14 protein-coding genes are annotated in these 15,835 nt (G+C 66.5%); 5 read left to right on the forward strand and 9 right to left on the reverse strand.

What is annotated here, in order from left to right:
- The first annotated feature begins 4 nt into the window (after nt 1–4).
- From HB681_RS12380 to HB681_RS12395, 4 genes are all read left to right on the forward strand, one after another.
- A complete protein-coding gene (locus tag HB681_RS12380; protein WP_213955110.1) occupies nt 5–925 on the forward strand; it encodes a zinc ABC transporter substrate-binding protein in 921 nt (306 codons plus the stop codon).
- Complete coding sequence (locus tag HB681_RS12385; protein WP_213955111.1) at nt 922–1,698, forward strand: metal ABC transporter permease; 777 nt, start codon at nt 922–924, stop codon at nt 1,696–1,698. The genes HB681_RS12380 and HB681_RS12385 overlap by 4 nt, the downstream gene beginning before the upstream one ends.
- A gap of 40 nt (nt 1,699–1,738) precedes the next feature.
- Nucleotides 1,739–3,076: a tetratricopeptide repeat protein gene (locus HB681_RS12390; RefSeq protein WP_213955112.1), complete on the forward strand. Its 1,338-nt coding sequence runs from the start codon at nt 1,739–1,741 to the stop codon at nt 3,074–3,076.
- Nucleotides 3,077–3,153: 77 nt separating this feature from the next.
- A complete protein-coding gene (locus HB681_RS12395) occupies nt 3,154–3,330 on the forward strand; it encodes a hypothetical protein (protein WP_213955113.1) in 177 nt (58 codons plus the stop codon).
- Between the two features lie 218 nt (nt 3,331–3,548).
- Here the strand turns inward: HB681_RS12395 and HB681_RS12400 are convergent, their stop codons facing one another.
- The 4 genes from HB681_RS12400 to HB681_RS12415 all read right to left on the reverse strand — a co-directional run bounded on the left by HB681_RS12400 (nt 3,549) and on the right by HB681_RS12415 (nt 10,193).
- Nucleotides 3,549–4,955, reverse strand: coding sequence for an aldehyde dehydrogenase family protein (locus HB681_RS12400; RefSeq protein WP_213955114.1), 1,407 nt, complete (start codon nt 4,953–4,955; stop codon nt 3,549–3,551).
- 59 nt (nt 4,956–5,014) lie between these two features.
- Nucleotides 5,015–6,493: an amidase gene (locus HB681_RS12405; RefSeq protein WP_213955226.1), complete on the reverse strand. Its 1,479-nt coding sequence runs from the start codon at nt 6,491–6,493 to the stop codon at nt 5,015–5,017.
- Between the two features lie 129 nt (nt 6,494–6,622).
- Entirely contained in the window at nt 6,623–8,953 is a 2,331-nt protein-coding gene (gene tynA / locus HB681_RS12410; protein WP_213955115.1) for a primary-amine oxidase, read from the reverse strand.
- 220 nt (nt 8,954–9,173) lie between these two features.
- Nucleotides 9,174–10,193 (reverse strand): helix-turn-helix domain-containing protein, encoded by a 1,020-nt coding sequence (locus HB681_RS12415; RefSeq protein ID WP_213955116.1) that lies wholly within the window; start codon nt 10,191–10,193, stop codon nt 9,174–9,176.
- A 327-nt stretch (nt 10,194–10,520) separates the two neighbouring features.
- Between HB681_RS12415 and HB681_RS12420 the strand changes: the two genes are divergently transcribed.
- Nucleotides 10,521–10,817, forward strand: coding sequence for a hypothetical protein (locus HB681_RS12420; RefSeq protein ID WP_213955117.1), 297 nt, complete (start codon nt 10,521–10,523; stop codon nt 10,815–10,817).
- A gap of 81 nt (nt 10,818–10,898) precedes the next feature.
- On the opposite strand, the gene HB681_RS12425 is transcribed toward HB681_RS12420, so the two are convergent.
- The 5 genes from HB681_RS12425 to paaC all read right to left on the reverse strand — a co-directional run bounded on the left by HB681_RS12425 (nt 10,899) and on the right by paaC (nt 15,827).
- Nucleotides 10,899–11,588, reverse strand: a complete 690-nt coding sequence (locus HB681_RS12425) for a Crp/Fnr family transcriptional regulator (RefSeq protein WP_213955118.1) — start codon at nt 11,586–11,588, stop codon at nt 10,899–10,901.
- Between the two features lie 449 nt (nt 11,589–12,037).
- Nucleotides 12,038–13,357 carry a phenylacetate--CoA ligase PaaK gene (gene paaK / locus HB681_RS12430; protein ID WP_213955119.1) on the reverse strand — a complete coding sequence of 440 codons (1,320 nt, stop codon included), beginning with the start codon at nt 13,355–13,357 and terminating at the stop codon, nt 12,038–12,040.
- Nucleotides 13,358–13,453: 96 nt separating this feature from the next.
- Nucleotides 13,454–14,542, reverse strand: a complete 1,089-nt coding sequence (gene paaE / locus HB681_RS12435; RefSeq protein ID WP_213955120.1) for a 1,2-phenylacetyl-CoA epoxidase subunit PaaE — start codon at nt 14,540–14,542, stop codon at nt 13,454–13,456.
- Nucleotides 14,542–15,069, reverse strand: coding sequence for a 1,2-phenylacetyl-CoA epoxidase subunit PaaD (paaD, locus tag HB681_RS12440; RefSeq protein WP_213955227.1), 528 nt, complete (start codon nt 15,067–15,069; stop codon nt 14,542–14,544). Before paaD ends, paaE begins: the two co-directional genes overlap by 1 nt.
- An 8-nt stretch (nt 15,070–15,077) precedes the next feature.
- Entirely contained in the window at nt 15,078–15,827 is a 750-nt protein-coding gene (gene paaC / locus HB681_RS12445; protein ID WP_213955121.1) for a 1,2-phenylacetyl-CoA epoxidase subunit PaaC, read from the reverse strand.
- Between the last annotated feature and the right edge of the window lie 8 nt (nt 15,828–15,835).

Genomic DNA, 15,835 nt, shown 5'->3' on the forward strand with positions numbered 1-15,835 from the left:
CCCCATGAAACTGAATCACTCGATCGTCCTGGCGACGCTGGCCGCGCCGCTGCTCCTGCTCGCGGCGCCCGCCGGCGCGGCATTGCGCGTGTTTGCCTGCGAGCCCGAATGGGGCGCGCTGGCGCAGGAACTCGGCGGCAGCAACGTCGATGTGTCGGTGGCGACCAATGCGTTGCAGGACCCGCACCAGATCCAGGCCAAGCCGAGCCTGATCGCACGCGCACGCGGCGCCGACCTGGTCGTTTGCACCGGCGCGGAACTGGAGATCGGCTGGCTGCCGATCCTGCTGCAACAGTCCGGCAACCCCAAGATCCAGGCGGGGCAACCCGGCAACTTTGCCGCCGCCGATTTCGTGCGCAAGCTCGAAGTCCCGACCACGGTCGACCGCTCGCAAGGCGATGTGCATGCTGCCGGCAACCCGCACATCCAGACCGACCCGCGCAACATCGCGGCCGTGGCGACGGCGCTCGGTGCGCGGCTCCAGCAGGTGGACCCGGCGCATGCCGCCGACTATGCCAAGGCGACCATCGACTTCTCGCAGCGCTGGCAGAAGTCGATGGCGGGCTGGTCGGCGAAGGCCGCGCCGCTCAAGGGCGCGCCGGTGGTGTCGCAGCACAACGCCTTCGTCTACCTCTATGACTGGCTCGGCCTGAAGGAAGTCGCGGTGCTGGAGCCGAAGCCCGGCGTGGAGCCGACCGCATCGCACTTGCAGGAAGTGCAAGCCGCGATCAAGGGCCAGCCGGTGCGCATGGTGGTCTATGCCGCCTACCAGGATTCGCGACCTTCCGACTGGCTCAGCAAGAACGCGGGCATTCCGGCCGTGAAGCTGCCATTCACGGTGGGCGGCACGGACGGCGCCAAGGACCTGTTCGGACTCTTCGACGACACGGTGGCGCGGCTCACCGACGCCGGAGCAAAGCCTTGAACTGGAGCGCGCTCGACTGGGGCATCCTCGGGCCCGCGCTGGTCGCGGGGCTGCTCGTGTTGGCGACGCATGTCCCGCTCGGCACGCAGGTGCTGGACCGCGGCATCGTCTTCATCGACCTGGCCATTGCGCAGATCGCCGGCCTCGGCGTGATCGCGGCCGATGCGCTGGGGCTGCCCGAAGGCGGCATGGCGGTGCAGGCCGCAGCCGTGAGCGCCGCCCTGCTCGGCGCGTGGCTGCTGACCTGGACCGAACGGCGCGCGCCCCAGCAGCAGGAGGCCTTGATCGGTGTCATGTTCATCCTCGCGGCCTGCGCCGGCATCCTGATGCTGGCGAGCAATCCGCATGGCGGCGAGCATCTGAAGGACTTGCTCGTGGGACAGATCCTGTGGGTCAACACCACGCAGCTGATATGGCTCGGCGGCGTGTCGGCGGTGCTGCTGGCGGCGCTGCGCATGGGCTGGGTCGCGCGGCTCGGGCGCTTCGGCTTCTATGGGGTGTTCGCGCTGGCGGTGACGGCTTCGGTGCAACTGGTGGGGGTGTACCTCGTGTTCTCCAGCCTGATCATCCCGGCACTGGGTACGCTGGGCCATTCGGGGGCGAAGCGCTTGAGGCTGGCCTACGGCATCGGCGCGGTGGGCTACGGGTTGGGGCTGGCGCTGTCGGCGCTGCTCGACCTGCCGTCCGGCGCGGTGATTGTCTGGACGCTGGCCGCTTGCGCGCTGGTGGGGTCATTTGTGTTCAGCCCCGGCGACACACCCCTCCGCGCTTGAGCCGCGGGCTTGCGGCCGGGCGCAGCGGCACAATGGATCGATGCACACCGACAGCCTCGGCAATCCCCTCAGCGTGAGCGACGCCGCCAGCGTGCGCGCGGTCGACGATTTCGTCATGGGCTTCATCTCGTGCGAGGCGCGGGCGGTGAATGTGTTGTCGGTGGCGCGGGACACCAGCCCGATCGTGCAGGCGTATTGCGCCGCGCTGCACATGTTCGCGGAGTCGCGCGACGCCGTGGCCAATGCGCGGCCTTTCATCGCACGCGCGCAGTCCGGCGTCGGGCGGGCCACGCCGCGCGAGCGGCGCTTCATCGCGGCGGTGGCGGCGTGGGTGTCCGGCGACATCGCCCAGGCGATCCGGCTGCACGAGGAGCAGGCGCGCGAGTTTCCGCGCGACCTGGCCTCGCTCAAGCTGGGCCAGTACCACTGCTTCAACGTCGGCGACTGCCCGGGCATGCTGCGCATCGCACTGGCCACGCGGGCGGCATCGGCCGATGTGCCCTACGTGCATGGCATGACGGCCTTCGGCTACGAGCAATGCCACCTGATGCGCGAAGCCGAATCCAGCGCGCGCCGCGCCATCGCCCTGTGCCGCAAGGAACCCTGGGCCCATCACGCGCTGGGCCATGTGATGCTGACCGAGGGCCGCCTTGCCGAAGGGCTCGGCTTCATGCGCGAAGTCAGCGATACCTGGACCGGCCTGAACTCCTTCATGGTCACGCACAACTGGTGGCATGTCGCGCTCTTCCTCATCGACCTGGGCCGCGATGCCGAGGCGCTGGCCCTGTACGACGAACAGGTCTGGGGCGTGGTCAAGGCCTATTCGCAGGACCAGATCGGCGCGGCGTCCCTGCTGGCACGCTTCGAGCTGGCCGGCATCGACGTCGGCGATCGCTGGCAGGACCTGGCCGATCACCTGGCACAGCGCACCGAAGATCACGTCCTGCCCTTCCTCGACCTGCAATACCTCTACGGCCTCGCCCGGGCGGGAAGGCCCGACGCCGACACCTTGCTGCACAACATCGCGGCCTATGCACCGCGTGCGCCCGCCTCGACGCGCGCCGCCTGGGAGCGCGTATGCGTGCCCGCCGCGTACGGGCTGCGCGCCCATGCGCGTGGCGACCATGCGGCCGCCATCGAAGGCCTGGGCCTCGCCCTGCCCCGGCTGATCGAGATCGGCGGCAGCCATGCCCAGCGCGACCTGTTCGAGCAGGTCTATCTCGATGCGCTCGTGCGCAGCGGCACCGCAGCCGCTCTCGCCGGCGCGCAGGGGGTGCTGCAACGGCAATTGAACGGGCAGCCGGAATCGCTGCGCTTGCGCCAGCAGGCAGACCGGGTCTATCTAGCCTTGGGATTGCCCGACGTCGGCGCAGGCTGACGGCGCATGAAGCGTTCCGCCGAGGCGCCGCCCTCGGGAACGCACCCAGTCTGGCGGTCTACTATCAGGAGACAGCCATGAGCCCCAGCGAATCGTCACGCACCAAGCCCGGCGACAACGAAGAGCCGGAAATCACCCAGGAAGAATCGGTGCCCTCCGACGGCAAGGACGTGGAAGGCGAAGCGATGATCCGGCAGGTGCGCAACAAGAAGCTGGAGAAGCCGGAAGACCCGACCGCCGACGAGGCGGGCTGACCCCCATCGGCCAGCGCCTCACCCGTCAATTAGCGGCCAGAAGGTGTGAAGATTTCGTAGCGAGGGCGCCGAGGTCGGGTTGAGGAGCGGAACCGGCGTCAAGTACGGTGACAACGAAGTTGCGGCAGAGGCTGACAACTGCGCGAAGCGCTTGTCATGCCGGAGCCAACACCGCAGACCCGAGATCGGTGGCCGCAGTAGAGAGCTTCACACCTTCTTCAGCTGAAGATCACCTGGCCGTCGGTGTATTCCTTCATGCCGTCTTCGGTGAACTCGGAGCCCACGCCCGACAGCTTGACGCCACCGAATGGCGCGTTGGGCTGGATGGCGCCGTGCTTGTTGATCCACACCGAGCCGGTTTCCATGCGCAGGGCGATGCGCTTGGCATGGTCGATGTCGCTCGACCACACCGAACCGCCCAGGCCGTTGTGACTGTCATTGGCGGCGCGGACGGCTTCGTTGACGTCGGAATAGCGAATGACTGGCAGCGCGGGGCCGAACTGCTCGGTATCGACCAAAGAATCGCCGTTCTTGAGCCCGGCAATGATCGTCGCCGGGAAGAACAGCCCGTCGCCCGGCTCGCCGCCGATCAGCACCTCGCCCTTCTTCTTCGCATCGGCCACCAGGCGCGAGACGATGTCGAACTGCGGGCGGTTCTGCACCGGGCCCAGCATGCTCGTCTCGTCCATGCCGTCGCCCATCTTCACGTTGCGCGCGTAGGCCACCAGATGCTCGCAGACATCGTCATGGATGCTGTCGTGCACGTACAGGCGCTTCATGGCGGCACAGGTCTGGCCGTTGTTGATGAAGCCGCCCCAGAACAGGCCTTCTGCAATGGCCTTGGGGTCGGCGTCGGGCAGCACGATGCCGGCATCGTTGCCACCCAGCTCCAGGGTGAGGCGCTTGAGCGTTTCCGCGGCGGACGCCATGACGCGCTTGCCGGTGCCGGTGGAGCCGGTGAAGACGATCTTGCGGATGACCGGGTGCGCCGACATCTGGGCGCCCAGGTTGGAGGTCTTGTCGTCGCAGCTCACGCTGTTGATCACGCCGGGCGGCAGCACCTCGTTGAGCAACTCGATCATGCGCAGGGTGGCCAGCGGCGTGAAGGGCGATGGCTTGATGACCACCGTGTTGCCGGTGCGCAGCGCGGGCAACACATGCCACACGGCGATCAGCACCGGATAGTTCCACGGCGTGATGGAACCGACCACGCCCAGGGGCTTGCGATGCAGTTCGATGCGGCCTTGCTCGTTGTCCTGCAGGACGCGCATCGGCAGCGACAGCCCCGCCGTGTAGCCGGACCACGCGCCGGCGCCGCCGACCTCGAAGCGCGAGCCCATGCCGTTCAGCGGCTTGCCCTGTTCCTGCGTGAGCAGCACGGCCAGTTCCTCGGCATGCGCGTTGATCTTGTTCGTGACCGCGACGCAGGCCTCGGCCAGCTCGGCGTCGGACTTCTGCGACCAGCTCTGGAAGGCGGCATGCCCGGCGGCGACGGCCGCTTCCAGGTCGGCGCTGGAGCCGTTGGGCGCGGTGCCGATCACTTGCCCGGTCGATGGATTGCGGACCTCGAAGGTGCCGGCGCCGGCGACGGCGCGGCCGCCGATGGTCATGGTGGCTTGATGCATTGTCTTGTCCCTATATTCAGGTTTTGTTGATGAAGTGCTCAGGTCGGGTGAACTGCTGTTCAACCCAGCAGCGGACTGCGCCGCGAGGTGTAGCCGCTCGCTTGATCATAGGCATGCCCGACCTGCAGCACGGCCAGGTCCGCTTGCGCGCGTCCCATGACTTGCAGGCCCATGGGCAATCCGTTCGAACCGAAGCCGGCGGGTACGTTGAGGACCGGCAGGCCGGCGAGCGTGCCGCCCACCACCACTTCCATCCAGCGGTGGTAGGTGTCCATGGGCTTGCCGTTGATGCTCTTGGGCCAGTCGAGCTTGGCGTCGAAAGGGAACATCTGCGCCGACGGCAGCACGAGGTAGTCGTAGGTCTTGAACAGGTTGTTCAGCGCCTGGTACCAGCTCGACCGATCGACCCCCGCCTTGAACACGTCCGCGCCAGAAAGCTTCAGGCCGTTCTCGACTTCCCAGATGGCCTCGGGCTTCATCATGGCGCGCAGCTTGGGGTCGGCATACAGGCCGCCGGCCACGCCCGCGATGACGAAGCCGCGCATCGCAAGCCAGGTGCTCCAGAGCTTTTCCATCGGGAAGTCGGGTTGCACCGCCTCGACCTTGCAGCCGATGGCCTCGAAGTTCTTGAGGGCCTGGGTGCAGGTGTCCATGACGCCGGCTTCCATCGGCAGGTAGCCGTTGAAGTCGCCGAGCCAGCCGACGCGCACGCCCTTGAAGTCCTTCTGCAACGGCTTGGCGAACATCGCCGGGTCCTGGTCGATGGACTGCGGCGTGCGCGCATCGTAGCCCGCCTGCACCGACAGCAGCATGGCCAGGTCGGCCACGTTGCGCCCCATGGGCCCTTCGTAGCCGAGTTGCTGCAGGAAGACCTCGCTGGTCGGACCGAAGGGCACGCGGCCCAGGGAAGGCCGGAAGCCGTAGACGTTGTTCCATGCCGCCGGGTTGCGCAGCGAACCCATCATGTCGCTGCCGTCGGCCACGGGCAGCATGTTCAGCGCCAGCGACACGGCCGCGCCGCCACTGCTGCCGCCCGCGCTCTTGCTGGTGTCGTACGCATTGAGCGTGGTGCCGAACACCGTGTTGTAGGTGTGCGAACCCAGGCCGAACTCCGGCGTGTTGGTCTTGCCGACCAGCACCGCGCCAGCCTTGCGGACTCGCTCGACGATGATCGAGTCGGTCTTGGGCACGTTGTTCTTCAGGATCGGCGAGCCTTGCGTCGTGACGATGCCGGCCGTGTTCGTCAGGTCCTTCGGCGCCTGCGGAAAGCCATGCATCCAGCGCACGCGCTGGCCGGCCTTGGTGGCGCTGGCCAGTTGCGCGTCACGCTCGGTGGCCTGCGCCAGCAAGCCATCGCGCGCCTGCAGCGAGACGATCGCATTGACCTTCGGATTGAAGCGGTCGATCTGCGCGAGGTAGGCCGTCATGACCTCCACGCACGAGACGCTGCGCGACTGGATCGCCTGCGAGAGCTGGATCGCCGTCCAGCCCGTGATCTCGCCGGCGCCCTTGGCGGCGGCGTGCGCGGATTGCGCCATCACGCCCAGGGGCGCAGCCAGTGCTGCCGCACCCAGCTTGAGAAAGTCGCGGCGCTGGGTTCCACGTGATGAATCGCTGCCGCTCGTTGCTTGCGTTTGATCGTCTTGCATCCTGGGGTCCTGGTGGGTTTACTTGGCCTTGGCTGCAGGCGCGTTCAGCCCCAGCGTCGGCGTTTCGTCGAAGAAGTTCCACGGCTTGAGCAGCACGTTGACCCACTCCGTCGGCATGATCGGCCACTCCTCGGCACGCGCCACGTGGGTGGTGCCGGTGGTGAGCCACACCACGTCGTCGGCGTTCTCGATGGACTGGTCGTCGGCGACGAATTCGCCGAGACCGGTGTCCTTGTTGGAGCGGTTGGGGTACTTGCCCTCGGGGAACAGCTCGTCGGGGTTGTAGCGGGTGACCCAGAGCTGGCGGTCCATGAAGCTCAGGCGATGGTTGATCCATTCGTCCTTGGCGAAGTTGGCGCCCTTGGCGATCGGGTGCGTGCCGCCCGCATAGGGAATCAGCTGGTAGGACACGGGGTTGCCGACCTTGTTGTTGCGCGAAGGATTGCTCAGCAGCCGGATGGTGGCCGCGTCGAACTTCTGCGCGGCCTTCTGCTCGGTCGCCACCGTGCGCGTCACCGTCTCCATGGCGCTGGTGCGCGGTCCGCCGCGGGTGTTGGGCACGACCACCGGGTCGACTTCGGTCAGCGAGTTCTTCTCGCCGTCGACGTCGAGGTCGAGGCGGAAGTTGTAGATGTGCTGGTGCGTGGTGCCGACGATGTTGTGGTCGAGCAAGGTGCCGTAGCGCGTGTCCTCGGCCGCCGTCGGATCCTGCATGGTGCGCGACTTCACGCCCTTGACCGCCTCGATGCCGGTGGCGCCGGCATTGATGCCGATGGTGCCGTTCTCGGCAAAGACCCAGTCGAAGATGTAGTCGTAGTTGCCGACCGTGCTGATCCAGCGCACCACCAGTTCGCGCCGCTCGGTGGACACGGTGTACTTGCCCATCTCGTTGTGCTTGAACTCGGGGCCGGCATAGCGCTCGAACACGGCCATCGCGTTCGGGATCTTGTAGGCCTTGCCGGTGAAGTCGGCCAGCGTGGCGTCGAGCAGCACGGCGTTCATCGGCGCATCCTTGCCGGCCACGATCGGCGAGGTCAGCGTGCCCATGCCGTACTCGCCCGAGTCGAGGTAGGCCTTGAAGTACCAGCCGGTGTCGGGGTCGCCGTAGGGCACGATCATCCCGCCGAGCGAGCCTTCATACATGATCTTGCGCTTCGTGCCCTTGTCGTTGTAGGTGACGGTCGAGAGCATCAGGCCCACGCGCGAGTCGAGCCGCATGTGGAAGTCCCAGTTGCGCCAGTGCAGCGTGTTGCCGGTGATCGTGTAGTTCTTGCCCTCGGGCTCGGTGATCTCCAGCGGCTTGGGCGGGACCGTCAACGCGCGGTCGCGGCCGTCATAGGGCGTGGCCTTCATCGGCACGGGGATGACGCCCGAGTCCTCGATCTTGATGATCTTCTTCTGCTCCAGGTCGACCACGGCCACCAGGTTCTCGATGGGATGCGCCCAGGTGTTGCCGTCGCCGACGTCGGCATAGCTGACCACCTTCAAGAGCCGGTCTTCCTGCTTCAGGCCATCCTTGCCGTCGAAGTAACCCACCGTGAGCGGCGTGGCGTAGACCTTCTTCACGTCGTTGATGCCGCGCTTGTCCAGCGCCTGCGCGTATTCGGGGCTGGCCTCGATGACCTTCTGCACCGTCTCGAAGTCGTCCAGCAGCACCATGCCGTGCGCGCCTTCGATGGGCTTCCAGTTCGTCAGGCTGCGCGCGGCCAGGTCCACCGTGCCTTCGATGACCTTCTTGCCGTCCAGGATCACGAAGTTGGCCTGCCGCGGCGCCTGCACCGGCTGCCCGCCGAGGGCATAGGACCACACCTGGTCCTTGGGCGGCGTCTTCAGGCTGATCTCGGTGAAGCGGTAGCCCGGCTGGTACTTGCCCGAGGCCTTGAGCACGTCCACCGTGGCCGTGATCTCGGCCTCCGTCAGCGGGTTGAGCGGGCTGGCCTTGCGCTCGATGACGAAGGTCTTGTCCAGGTTCGACTGGAACACCTGGTTGATGAAATCGCGCGACACGTACGGCGCGCCCTTGCGCATCACCACCGGCACGTCGAGTTGCAGGGGCTGCCCGTTGACCAGCGCCTCCCTGGAGCCGGGCTTGACGCGCACCAGCGTGCCGTTGCGGTTGATGGTGTAGACGTTGGAGAAGCGGTCGAAGCGCACGCTGGCGCCGAAGTCTTCCAGCGTCTTCGTCATCGGCACCATGTGGGCTGCGCCGCCGTGGGCCATCGCGGGCATCGACCCCATCGTGGCCGCGCCGATGGCGCAGGCGCCAAGGACCAGGGCGATGGCCCGGCCGATCGGCCGCAGCCGCGGGCCGGTTGTGCGCAGTGCGAGTGAAGTGGATACGTCTTGCATGGTGGATTCCTGGTCGTCAGTCGGTCGGAGGTGACAGCGCGACGAAGGTTAGGGCCGCGGGGGGCCACGGCGTTATCCACTTTTGGCAAGGCCTCGGGGAGGGATAACCCGCACGCTCGGCCGCGGGCATGGGCTCTTGAGTCGATGTGGCTTTGCCATCTCGAGGTGATTCCCCGCGGGGGCGGGCGTGGCCCGGCCCTGGGGGCTCGATCGCCCCTTCTCAGTGCCGCCGCATCGGCTCCGGCGGCATGGACGCGAATCGCATGCGCGTGACCGAGGGAAGTTCGCCGAACAGCTCGCGGTATTCCGCCGCAAAGCGCGACGGGTGCCAGAAGCCCCAGCGCGCCGCCACGTCACCGACCGTGTCGCCGTGCCGCGCCTGGAGTTCGCTGCGCACGCGGTTGAGCCGCATGACGCGCAGGTAGGTCACCGGGCTCAGCTGAACCACGTTCTCGAACGCGTACTGCAATGCGCGGCGTGACGCGCCGGTGGCCACGCACAGGTCCGGCACCGAGATGGGCTCGTCCGCATGGCTGCGCATGTACTCCCGCGCGGTCGCCACGATCTGCCGGCGCGCGGCGGCGCCCGGAAGCAGGCCCGACTCGATGCAGTCCGGTGCGATGCTCTCGAGCACCGCGTCGGTGAGCGATTCCGCCAGCCGGTTGCGCAGCGCCCCATCGGCAAGGGTCGCGGGCCGGTCACGCACCAGCGACATGGCGCTGTCGACCAGCAGGGCCAGCGCGTCCCGGTGCATCGTCGACCGGCTGATGAGCGACGGGCCGGGCAGGTTCAGCGGCAACTCCCGGCCGTGCAGGATGGCCGCGCGCCTGGCGAGCTCCGCCGTGTCGACGCAGACCCCGACCAGCGCCATGCCGGCGCCGGCAACCAGATCGAACTCGCGATCCGAGCTGAGGGCAAATACGCGGCCCTCGCCAATCTCATGCCCGCAGTACCAGCCCGCCACTTGGGTGGCCAACGTCAGCGCCACGGAGATGGTGTTCGCGCGCGGACGCCCGCCCTGCAGCACGGCCTGGTTGGATTGTTCGCGGAAGATCTGCACCGGTCCGATATGGAACTCTTCCAGGCAGCCCTCGTAGCGCCCAGCCGAGAGCTGTTCATAGTGCTGATCCCACGCGCTCAGGCTGGCGGCATGCTCCCCGGCGTCGCGCGTCAGGGTCCTGGCGTAGCGGATTGCGGCGGCCTTGGCCGGTGCATCGGGAGGCAATTGCTGCGCGGGCATTGTTCTGGAGGGCCTGTTCACACTGCTAACAGAGATCGCGGGTGAACAAGCCTTGTGGCCTGCTCACTGCATGGCGAATGCTAGGTCACCGAAAGTACTCACACAACCCGCTCTTGTGCATCACTTTCGCCGGCATGGCAATCAGTGCGGATGGAATCCGGATTGACCCTGAACTCCTGGCCTCGCGCGAATTTCCTTGACTGAAATCAAGATTCTTGAAGTTGGCGCCGCCGGGCAACTCAAACGAAAACATTCATCCTTAGGATCACGCCCGGTCACCGCAAATCTGGATGATCGTTCATTAAACCAATATCAAGGAGTACAAGAATGACTGTGATGTTCACCCGTATCGGCACCCCGCACGCTGGCCACCAGCAGGACGCAATGGTCTACGCCAAGAAGCGCTGCGAAGCCGTCAACCAGGTCTATGCCCTGCATGCCCAGGTCTACGCGCGCTTTGGCGGTCCTGCCGGCCAGGTGGTGATGCTGGAAACCTTCGAGAACATGGCTGCCCTGGAAAAGCTGAAAATGGCCACGATGGACCCCGCCAACAACGCCAAGATTCCCGTCGCTCCGGAAGGCGTGTTCCAGTCGGTGGAAGAGCACATCTGGATCAAGCTGTAATCCGGCTCGTTTTTCCGGGAAGAAGAACAAACCCTTCCTAAAGGGTGTTTCCAATCGGCAGTTCGATGATTCGACTGCCGATTATTTTTTGTCCGCCGCGTGCTGGCTCAACCTGTGCACATCCAGGATGGTCACGCTGTTGCCTTGCAGTTCGATCAGCCCCAGCTTGCAGAACTCCCGGAAGTAGCGCGACAGGGTTTCCGGCGTCAGGTTCAACTGTGCGGCCATCAGGTGCTTGTGCAGAGAGAGTTGAACGCGGCTCACGCCTGTGCCATTGGGCGGCACCAGCCGCAACAGGTAGCTGGCCAGCCTCGCACCCGGCGGGTGCATGAAGAACTCGTCGATATCGGAGGCCGCCTGATGCAGTCGACCTGCCAGGCTGCAAAGCAGGCGCAAGGTCAGCTGCGGGTCGGCGTGCAGCAACGCCAGCACGGTGGCCTTGGGCACATAGACCAGCGCGGAATCCTCGAGCGCGATGGCCGTCGTGTTGTGCGCGAGGTCGCGCAGCAGCGTGGCGTCGCCAAAGCCGCCGCCGGCCTCGACCACCCGCAGCGGCTTTTCAACGCCCTGGCCGGTGAACAGCGACTGGCGGACACGGCCGTAGGCAATGATGTAGCTGCCGCAACAGGGGTCTCCCTTGCGGAAGATGACTTCTCGTTTCTGCACGCGCAGCACGCGCGCCTCATGGGCCAGCTTGGCGAGCACGTCTTCGTCCAGCCCCTGGAAGAAGGGCATGTTCTGGATCAGGCGCGCGATTTGCGCAATCTGCATTTTGGGAATTGAAGTGGGGGCGTTTGCGAATCGCATCGGCATCGGACCGTCCGCCGCTGCCGCGTGCAACATGAATCGTTGCGCGGCCCTGGACGCCGAGTGGCAACGCGCGCATCAACGGGCGGGTCAGGCCGGGAATGCGGCGCGAACCTTCAAGCTGCGACGGGGAATGCGCGACTGCCGTTTCCCCGGCTTCAACCGACATGCGGACGGGTCCGCGGCAATGGTTACCCAGTTCATTCTTGTGCCTCCTTGTTTGTTCGCCGCCTCGAAGGCGGTCTCTTGCGACGCCGTGCCCTGGCCACCGGCCGCCTCGCGTCCACACAGCGACGAGAACGGGATGATCGGCCGCGCCATTCTCCAATCTTCGCACGCACGGTTCCTGCAACTTGCGCTGCGCCCGCAGGCCGCCGAGGCCGGACACGGGCGCGCGGGCGCCGTTGCAGCAATCAGGCGCGCGGACGGTTGTCGATCACGCGGCGCGCCTTGCCGGTCTGGGTGCGCTCGATCGAATCCGGCGCCTGCACCGTCACGCGGGTGCTGATGCCGACCATCGTCTTGATGCGCTGCTGCAGCCAGCGGGCGGTCTCGGCCACTTCGCCGGACGGCATGTCGGCCGCGCCCGGCTGCAGTTCCGCCAGCACCTCGACCTCGTCGAGCAGGCCCTGGCGCGTGACGATCATCTGGTAGAGCGACGACAGCTTGCCGTGCTTGAGCACCAGCTCCTCGATCTGCGTCGGGAACACGTTGACGCCGCGGATGATGAGCATGTCGTCCGAACGGCCGACGATCTTGCCGATGCGCCGGAAGGCGCGCGACGTCGGCGGCATCAGCCGTGTGAGGTCGCGCGTGCGGTAGCGGATCACCGGGAAGGCCTCCTTGGTCAGCGAGGTGAAGACCAGTTCGCCCTCCTCGCCATCGGGCAGCACTTCGCCAGTCTCGGGATCGATCACCTCCGGGTAGAAATGGTCCTCCCAGATCACCGGCCCGTCCTTCGACTCGACGCACTCGCTGGCCACGCCCGGCCCCATGACTTCGGAGAGCCCGTAGATGTCCACCGCGTCGATGCCGGCCTGAACCTCGATGTCGCGGCGCATGCCTTCGGTCCATGGCTCGGCGCCGAAGATGCCGATCTTCAGGGAGCTCTCGCGCGGGTCGATGCCCTGGCGCGCGAACTCCTCCAGGATCACCTGCATGTACGACGGCGTGACCATGATGAGGCGCGGCTTGAAGTCCTGGATCAGTTGCACCTGCTTCTCGGTCTGTCCGCCGCTCATGGGGATCACCGTGCAGCCCAGTCGCTCGGCGCCGTAGTGCGCACCCAGCCCGCCCGTGAACAGGCCGTAGCCATAGGCGATGTGCATCGCGTCGCCGGCACGTCCGCCCGCGGCGCGAATGGATCGCGCCACCAGGTCGGCCCAATTGCTGATGTCATTCATCGTGTAGCCCACCACCGTCGGCTTGCCCGTGGTGCCCGACGACGCATGGATGCGCGAGACCTGGCTTTGCGGCACCGCGAACAACCCGAAGGGATAGTTGTCGCGCAGGTCCTTCTTGGTCGTGAAGGGAAACTTGCCCAGGTCTGCCAGCGTCTTCAGGTCGTCGGGGTGGACGCCCTTGGCATCGAAGGCCTGGCGGTAGTGCGGCACGTTGTCGTAGACGTTCTGCAGCGTGGCCTTGAGGCGCTTCAATTGCAGGGCGGCGATCTCGTCGCGGCTGGCGCGCTCGATCGGGTCGAGCAGATCGGTGGGAGTGGTGTGCACGGTCATGGTTCTTGTATCTCGTCGAATGGGTGGGGTCGCTTGTCTGGCGCGGATGCGTTGCCGGGCCCACGCGCGCACGCGGACGGGCCCCGGCAACAGGCTTCAGTTGTGGGCGTGTTCCTGGTCGAAGTCGATGACCAGCTTGTCGGTGACCGGATAGCTCTGGCAGCACAGGACGAAGCCGCGCGCCACCTCGTAGTCCTCGAGTGCGAAGTTGATGTCCATGTCGACTTCGCCCTGCACCACCTTCGCGCGGCAGGTGGAGCACACGCCGCCCTTGCACGAGTACGGCATCTCCAGCCCGGCCTTGATGCCGGCGTCGACCAGGTTGTCGGTGTTCTTGCGCATGAAGAAGCTGCGCCGCGTGCCGTCGACCACGACCTCCACTTCGCACTGGTCGCTGCCTTCGACCGGGGCACGCGTCATGCGCAGCTTGCCGTCCTTCGGGGCGCTGCCGAACAGCTCGACCTTGATGCGCGACTTGTCGACACCATGGTCCTGCAGGGCCTGCGAGGTGGCCAGCATCATGTCTTCCGGGCCGCATATGAAGGCAGCGTCGATGCCGGCCGGGTCGATCCAGTGCGTGAGCAGCTGGCTGCACTTCTCATGGTCGATGCGGCCGTTGAACAGCGGAATGTCCTGCGACTCGCGGCTCATGATCCAGACCAGGTTGAAACGGCCGAGGTAGCTGTCCTTCAGGTCCTCGAGTTCTTCCTTGAACATCACGCCGCTCGACGAGCGGTTGCCGTAGACGAGCGTCACGCTGGTCTCCGGTTCGGCCAGCAAGGTGGTCTTGATGATGGAGAGCACCGGCGTGATGCCGCTGCCGGATGCGAAGGCCACGACATGCCGCTGAGCATCGGGCTGCAGCGCCATGTGGAAGTGGCCCTGCGGCGGCATGACTTCAATGGCGCTGCCCGGCCGCAGGTTCTCCGCCGCCCAGTTGGAGAACGCACCGCCCGACACGCGCTTGATGGCCACCCGCAGGCGCCGGTCCTGCACGGCCGAGCAGATCGAATACGAGCGGCGCAGCTCTTCACCGTCGAGCCGCGTGCGCAGCGTGAGGTACTGGCCCTGCACGTACGAGAAAGTGTCGTCCAGGTGCTCCGGCACGGCGAAGGTCACGGCCACTGCGTCGCGGGTCGCCTGCTCGACGTGGCTGACCTGGAGGGAATGGAATTGAGGGGTCATCAGTGCGCCTTGAAATAGTCGAAGGGTTCCAGGCAGTCGTTGCACTGGTAGAGCGCCTTGCAGGCGGTCGAGCCGAATTGCGACAACAGGCGCGTCTTGCGCGAGTTGCATTGCGGGCACGGCACGACGACGCGCCGGGCCAGCAACGCGCTGATGTCGATGGCCTGCGTGCCATCGGCCGCAGCGGCGTGCGCCACCGGCGGCGCGATGCCATAGGCGTGCAGTGCGTCGCGGCCCTTGGCGCTCATCCAGTCCGTGGTCCATGCGGGTGCGAGCTGCGTACGCACCTGCACGCGCTCCACGCCGCGCGCCTGCACGGCATCGCGGATCGACTGGGCGATGACCTCGGTGGCCGGGCAGCCCGAGTAGGTCGGCGTCACGGTGACGACCAGCGAACCATCCTTCCATTCGACATCGCGTATCAGCCCAAGATCGACCACCGAGACCACAGGCACTTCCGGGTCCATCACCTCGCCGAGCCAGGCCAGCACCGAGTCGCGCGAGACCTGTTCCTGCGGCGCCGCCATCACGGCGCTCACCACTGGGCTCCCGGATAGGTGCGCTGCACGAACTGCAGATCGGTCAGCAGATGACCCAGATGCTCCGTGTGCACGCCACGCTTGCCGCCGCGCTGATGGCCGATGTAGCCGGGCATCGCAAGAGTCGCACGGCTCAGCACGGCCTCGACACTCGCGCGCCAAGGTGCGGCGAGCGAAGGCGCCGCCGGCGCCACGCCCGCTGCGGCGCAGGCCTCGTCCACCGCATCGGACTCGAACCATTCGTTGGCATACGGCCAGAGCAGTTCCACCGCCGCCTGCATGCGGGCATGGCTTTCCGGCGTGCCGCGACCCAGCGCGATCATCAAGCCGGCGCTGCGTTCGAAGTGATAGCGCACCTCCTTCACCGACTTCTGCGCGATCTCCGCGATGCGCGCGTCGCTCGACCCGGCCAGTCCGGCCAGCGCATGCATGTGCCAGGCATCGAACAGGAACTGCCGCGCCACCGTGTTGCCATAGTGGCCGTTGGGTTGCTCCACCAGCAGCAGGTTGCGGAATTCATTGCCGTCGCGGAAATAGGCGAGCGCGTCCTCGTCGCGGCCCAGCCCCTCTTCCTCGCCCGCCAGCGTCAGCCACATGCGCGCCTGCCCCAGCAGGTCGAGCGCCACGTTGGTCAGCGCGAGGTCTTCCTCCAACGCCGGCCCATGGCCGCACCAGGCCGCCAGTTGCTGCGACAGCACGAGGCAGTTGTCGCCCATGCGCAGCAGGTATTCGAGTTTGGTGTTCATGCGCCGGC

The organism is Variovorax sp. dw_954 (assembly GCF_018449755.1).
Classification (GTDB): domain Bacteria; phylum Pseudomonadota; class Gammaproteobacteria; order Burkholderiales; family Burkholderiaceae_C; genus Variovorax.

Excerpts from the sequence above, each read along its gene's own strand:
- HB681_RS12405 (WP_213955226.1), bottom strand. The coding sequence starts at position 6,493 with ATGGCGCAATCCGCGCACGCCGCCGCCAAGGGCGCCGGCGAGATCACG.
- paaD (WP_213955227.1), bottom strand. The coding sequence starts at position 15,069 with ATGGCGGCGCCGCAGGAACAGGTCTCGCGCGACTCGGTGCTGGCCTGG.
- paaE (WP_213955120.1), bottom strand. The coding sequence starts at position 14,542 with ATGACCCCTCAATTCCATTCCCTCCAGGTCAGCCACGTCGAGCAGGCG.
- HB681_RS12420 (WP_213955117.1), top strand. The coding sequence starts at position 10,521 with ATGACTGTGATGTTCACCCGTATCGGCACCCCGCACGCTGGCCACCAG.
- HB681_RS12390 (WP_213955112.1), top strand. The coding sequence starts at position 1,739 with ATGCACACCGACAGCCTCGGCAATCCCCTCAGCGTGAGCGACGCCGCC.
- paaK (WP_213955119.1), bottom strand. The coding sequence starts at position 13,357 with ATGACCGTGCACACCACTCCCACCGATCTGCTCGACCCGATCGAGCGC.
- paaC (WP_213955121.1), bottom strand. The coding sequence starts at position 15,827 with ATGAACACCAAACTCGAATACCTGCTGCGCATGGGCGACAACTGCCTC.
- HB681_RS12395 (WP_213955113.1), top strand. The coding sequence starts at position 3,154 with ATGAGCCCCAGCGAATCGTCACGCACCAAGCCCGGCGACAACGAAGAG.
- tynA (WP_213955115.1), bottom strand. The coding sequence starts at position 8,953 with ATGCAAGACGTATCCACTTCACTCGCACTGCGCACAACCGGCCCGCGG.
- HB681_RS12425 (WP_213955118.1), bottom strand. The coding sequence starts at position 11,588 with ATGCAGATTGCGCAAATCGCGCGCCTGATCCAGAACATGCCCTTCTTC.
- HB681_RS12400 (WP_213955114.1), bottom strand. The coding sequence starts at position 4,955 with ATGCATCAAGCCACCATGACCATCGGCGGCCGCGCCGTCGCCGGCGCC.
- HB681_RS12380 (WP_213955110.1), top strand. The coding sequence starts at position 5 with ATGAAACTGAATCACTCGATCGTCCTGGCGACGCTGGCCGCGCCGCTG.
- HB681_RS12415 (WP_213955116.1), bottom strand. The coding sequence starts at position 10,193 with ATGCCCGCGCAGCAATTGCCTCCCGATGCACCGGCCAAGGCCGCCGCA.